This is a genomic window from Phycisphaerales bacterium, from assembly GCA_020852515.1.
Classification (GTDB): domain Bacteria; phylum Planctomycetota; class Phycisphaerae; order Phycisphaerales; family UBA5793; genus UBA5793.
Map to the genome: position 1 here is coordinate 1 of JADZAS010000020.1, position 5,274 is coordinate 5,274.

The following is a 5,274-nucleotide window of genomic DNA, read 5'->3' on the forward strand; positions in this document are numbered from 1 at the left end:
CTGAACTATACCCCGTCACCGTCTCGCTCACCGTGATTTCGTCCCCCGGCTCGCGGTTGAGCGCATGGGTCATGAACGTCCCATTCTCGTTGGCGATGAACTCGAGTTCGTCGCCCTGGTTGGCGAGTGTCGAATACACGCCCTGCAGATAATCCGCCACGGATTGTGTCACAAACGGCGAATCCTGATACGGCAGATCCACCGTCATCGTGCGGTCCCCAAAGTCCTGGGCGCTGGCCGATTCTATCGTGATCGCGCCTTCGTCACGGATCGCCTTACCGTAGATATAGAGCCGCAGCCACGCTGTCGCAGAACCCGTGTTCTCGACGCTGAACTTGCCAGTCGTGCCAAAGGCTGTCAGGGATACCGTGAGGTCTGAGGAGAGGTCCGTCCCAAGGCCATCCGGGGACGCATTGCCGCTGTAGTGCGTGCCGCTCACCAGCGACGTCACCACGGATGCCCCTCCGATCTTCGACTGCCGGTCGTTCGGGTCGGTGTAGTCACACCAGAGTTCTCGCGTTTCGCCCGGCCCAATGCTCACGGTGCCCGCCGGCAGGTCATAGAGTAGGTCCGTCGCAGCGGTGCTCACGGAAAGCGGATGCGCCGTCACGAGGAACCGGTTAATCAGCCGATCCACGGATGTGGGCGCGACGAAGCCCTGCATCGTGTTCGCGATGGTGACGGCCGACGTATTGAGCGCACCCCAGTTATGGCGATTCTTGTAACGAAACACCCCGGCACCAGTGACGAAGACGCGCCCGAGTTCCGAGATGGCCAGATCGCTGATCACCTTCAGGGCTTTGGCTTTGCCTTGCAGGTTCCAGAAGGCCACCGGGAAGATCCCCACCCCGGTATCCAAAGACCGCGACACCGGTTGCGCCGCCGTCGGGACAGCATCTAGCACTTCCCCGATCAGTGTCGATTCGTCGCTGTCTGTGAAGATGGCCAGTTCTTTAGCATCCGCACTTAGGAGATCATAGATGCCGTCGTGGGCCACGACGTGGACGTGCTGCGGGCCGTATTGTCCTGGCACTGGATCAATCGTGGTCACCTTGCCGCGGAACTTCACCTTGTCCGTGATGCTGCCGCCGCTGTAGGTGAACGAGACACGGATACCCGTCCCGAATCCCCACCCGCTGCGGCAATTGGTATGCTGCGGAGAGTAGTAGCCCTGTAACCCGCCAGAGTTTCCGGCATCGTTCCTCAGCGCGAACGAGCACTCACCAGGGGACGCCACAAGGTCGATCGGGCCGTTCCCGTCGATGCCGTATTTGATCGTGAGGGGTCCGACAGCCGCCTTTGTGTCGGCCGTGATGTCCGTCCACACTCCGGCCGATAGTTCGGCCTCAACCTTCATCGTGGCGGTGACACCCATCAGGCCATTGCCATCGCTTCCCGGATGGCCAGCTTTAGCGATCGCGGCAGGTCACGGAGCATCCGCTTGAGTTCAGCATCAGCATCCGACCAACCACCGCCAAGCACCGCCTGCGCGAACGCTGGCGCCTGCTGGGGCGTGACGACCGCTTCCCGCCCGTGGAGCACCGTCGCCGTCGCCGGACCGAAATTGCGGAACCACTGGCCGTGTGCGCCCATCGTGCCGGCCGCGTAGCCGTCACCGGTTGGCGGAGCCCCATACGTCTGATAGTTGCCGCGGATTTCGATGTCAACCACATCTGGCAAATGGTCGATCGCCAGTCCAACCCGATCGATTGCGACCGCGCCAGCGGCACCTGCGCGATCGAGTGACTGCTCAAATTCATCGGCCAACCGATCAGCCTCCTGTGCCGCGATGTCGGCGGCAATCTGCGCGTCAAGAGACCCAGTTTCTGAGGCTACTCTGGTCGCTTCCATCGCGCGGGCCATTGCCGCCTGGACATCGTCAGCCGTCACCGATCCACTCGCACCAATACCGTCAAGGGCGTCGGTCGCGGCGGCTTCTGTATCGGCTGCGGCCGTTGCGACGTCATGCATCTTTTGTTCGATTTCTGCGATGACGGCTTTACTGGCTTCGGCGCCCTGCTTGCTCGACTGCCACAGCCGCTCAGCGTCGCGCAGGGCCTCGGCCTCAGTCCGCCCGGCCGCTAGGTACGCATCACGAATCGCGATGACCGTCTGTTTCCATGACTCGTTCCCTGCCTCATTGCGCTGTGTCTGGTTCAGTAGGCTCGCAAGTTGCTGCTCGAATGCCGCGACGGCCTCTCGGCCACGCACCTCTTCGGCCGAAGGGCCGCCGAAGATTTTCTTAAAGAACCCAGCGATCTTCTCGGCCACTGGACCAAACAATGCGCCCAACGTAGGCAACAGCGCCGTCACCGCTTCGCCGATACCAAACGGCAAGGCAGCTTTGATGGCTGGCCCAAACCTCTTTGAAAACTTATCCATCAACGACGTGCCGATGTGGGTACCCGCCGCTCCGATCACACTGCCACCACCCTGGACGGCGCCAAGTATGACCTGCGGCAGACCATCCATCAGCGATTGGAAAAGGCCCACGCCACGCCTCGCAGCCTCCGCCGTGTTCTGTGCTACGGTCGGCGCGAACTGCGCCCACTGTGTCTGCATGGTGCTAACAAGCGGTACCTGGGCGTCAAGTGCGCTATTCACTTCCAGAATAGACGGCGCCAGTTGTGCCCCGTTCACGCGCGCCCATGTTTCAAGCTGCTGCGTCAGTTTTCCGGTTTCGGTCAGCGAGCGCGAGACGAGTCCAGTAAATCGCTCTGCCACCGGCGCGATCTCGACTTGCGCATCCTTCGCATTCTTGGTGTGAGTGGTGACTTCATGAAGTGCCGCGCCGAACCCACGCAGAGGTGGCGTCGTCGTCTCCACGGCTCGCTTCGTCGGCTCGACGCCTTGCGCGACGAACGAGTTCACTGCATCGCGCGCTTCCTGGGCTCGTCGCGCCATCTCGGCGATGTCGCCAGAGGACTCACCGAACACGCGCCCCAGCACCGGTACGTCTGCCACGGCCTGCGCGATTGACACGGACGTGTCCAGTAGCCACGCCCGGAACCGCAACCCGACCAGAATCAGGGCATCGAATCCGGCCCGAGCCGCCTGCAACCCGGCCGGCAGATTGTTCCCCAGCCATGTCGCCAGCGTCTCAATCAGGGGCAACATCGGCTCAAGTGCCTGCCCGATCATCACCGTCATCGACACGCGCACCCGCGCGAAACTGTCGTCAGCGCTATCGAGCGCTCGGACGGTGTCTTCGCTCAGCACGAGGCCCGCGCGCTGACTCGCGTCCGCCACCTCCTGCATATGGCCCTTGAACGCCGGCAGGAAGTCCGCGCCCGTCCGTCCGAAGAGATTGGTCGCAATGGCGGCCTGCTCCATCGGATTCGGCACGGTGGCGATGGCATCCCCGATGGCGTAGAGCGCCCGCTCCGGGCCTGAGGCAATCAGGTCCGACATGCTCAGCCCCAGCGCCTTCACGGCCGCGACGGACGATTTCTCGCCCTCAACGAGGCGCTTCGAGAGCTGAACCGCTCCATCAGCCAGACGCTCCACAGGCACGCCCGACTGACCCGCCGCAAACCCCATCCGCTGGAACGCCTCAGCCGTCATGCCGGCTTTTGAGGCCAAGTCGGAAATCTTCCCGCCATACGCGATGGCGTCATTGGCGGCATTGATGATGGCTCGCGCCGAAAAGAGGGCGAACAGGTTTTTCGCCGCCGTCGCGAGCGTGGAGGTTTTCTCGGTGGCATGGGCCGTATCGGCCGCCAGTTTCTTGAGTGCCTCTGGTGCATCCTTCCCAAGCGCCCGGTACTTCTCAAGCGCCTGTTCGACGGTGCGGTTGACCTTCGCCTGCTCACGCTCGGTCAGATTCGACGCTCCGCCAATCTGATTCACCGCCGCCGCGACATTGTGAGCCGCCTGAATCAGCCGATCACCCTGGAACGATGTGGCCAGCTTTTGCATGCCGGCCGTGGTCGCTTCAATCTGGTTCCGGCCTTCGGCGAGGTTCTTCTTCAGTTCGGCGAGATTGGCCGCAATCCGTACGACCATCGCGGGGTTAGCCAAGGCCCACCTCATCGATGGCGTGCTGCACGGCTTCGGCGATCCGCACCTGGTGCCGCCCCTCCTCCAACGTGGCCGACGAGAACAGGAACGGACGTGCGTCCATGAACTTGGTCCCGAACTCGATCCAGATGGGCAGGTTGGCCGCCCGCTGTGGCATCGGGGCCACGAACACACGCCAGCCATGCAGCGGTGCGCCCGCCTCGTCCAGCGTGATGGCCGCTGCCGTCCGACCGGTCGCACGCCGCACACGCCCGCGCGCCTCGACCTGGATGCGCTCTGCCGTCACCCGCGCCGCCGCGTGGACGTACTGCTCCGCCGCCGGCCCCAGACGGATCAGTGCCTCGAGGAGCGCATGAGTGTCCACGGTGATGGTGAGGTTATCGGCCATCGTGTGCGCGTTCGATTTCCTCGGCCTGAATCTCCAGCAGCAGATCAGCGAGTGCCCCATGCGGCATCTCGGCGGCCGTCTTTGCCGCGTCCGACTGCCGCTTCACCCCCGCGAACGCCCGCATCTCGAGAATGGTTTCCAGCAGTCCGCTCGGGGCTCGCTCCCACTCCTTCAGCACTTCACTCGGTAGCCGGCCTGGAAATTCCTCGCACAACCGGCTGATCCACCACTCCACCGGCACCGGCGTCGTATCATCGCCCTCTAGGACGCGATAGAGCGCCGTCAGCCGTTTTTTTGCGCGGCATCCTCCGCGGCATAGAGCGACGGCTTCGACAGACGCAGGATGGCACCAGCCAGCCAGTCGGCCGTGTCGTCGTCCAGATCCTCGAAACTGTCTGGCGTGAGTGGTTGCGCGAACGACCATGCAGTGACCCCGCGCTGCATCAGCGTCACACGGTCATGCGTGAGGAGCGGGTCCGGCTTCTCTTTGGGCGTGTCGGCCTTCTCGGACTTCGCCAGCAGTCCGGCCAGCATCTCGGGCGGCAGCACCTCGCGCGTGCGCTTCATGTCCTCAAACGCGCGCTCCTGCGAGGCCCGTCGCGCCTCCTCCAGATGCTTCGGGGCGAGCTTCCGAATCGTGATGGTCTGCTCCGTGTTCGGCACGGTCAGCACATCGGTTACCAGCGACGTAAAGACGGACATCACACACTCTCCAGATGAAAGGGCGCCGCGGTCCAGAGACGGCGGCGACGTTGTCAGCTGCTTACGACCAGGTCGCCGTGCCCGTGGGCTGGATCATGGCCTCGAACTGCGTCAGCTTCCCGAGTTCGCCCTTCACTTCGTAGGACACCAGGCGCGTTTCGACC

Annotated in this window: 5 protein-coding genes; all 5 read right to left on the minus strand. The window is 63.4% G+C overall.

The genetic code is table 11. From position 1 onward, the window contains the following. The coding region (locus IT430_14130) for a hypothetical protein (GenBank protein MCC6909077.1) at positions 1–1,375 on the minus strand (1,375 nt) is incomplete at its 3' end. Continuing rightward, positions 1,375–4,020 (minus strand): hypothetical protein, encoded by a 2,646-nt coding sequence (locus IT430_14135; GenBank protein MCC6909078.1) that lies wholly within the window; start codon positions 4,018–4,020, stop codon positions 1,375–1,377. The genes IT430_14135 and IT430_14130, both read right to left, overlap by 1 nt. Beyond that, positions 4,013–4,408 carry a hypothetical protein gene (locus tag IT430_14140; GenBank protein ID MCC6909079.1) on the minus strand — a complete coding sequence of 132 codons (396 nt, stop codon included), beginning with the start codon at positions 4,406–4,408 and terminating at the stop codon, positions 4,013–4,015. The genes IT430_14135 and IT430_14140 overlap by 8 nt, the downstream gene beginning before the upstream one ends. Beyond that, positions 4,398–4,649, minus strand: coding sequence for a hypothetical protein (locus IT430_14145; protein MCC6909080.1), 252 nt, complete (start codon positions 4,647–4,649; stop codon positions 4,398–4,400). The genes IT430_14140 and IT430_14145 overlap by 11 nt, the downstream gene beginning before the upstream one ends. 41 nt (positions 4,650–4,690) lie before the next feature. Continuing rightward, complete coding sequence (locus IT430_14150) at positions 4,691–5,110, minus strand: hypothetical protein (protein ID MCC6909081.1); 420 nt, start codon at positions 5,108–5,110, stop codon at positions 4,691–4,693. Positions 5,111–5,274: the final 164 nt, after the last annotated feature.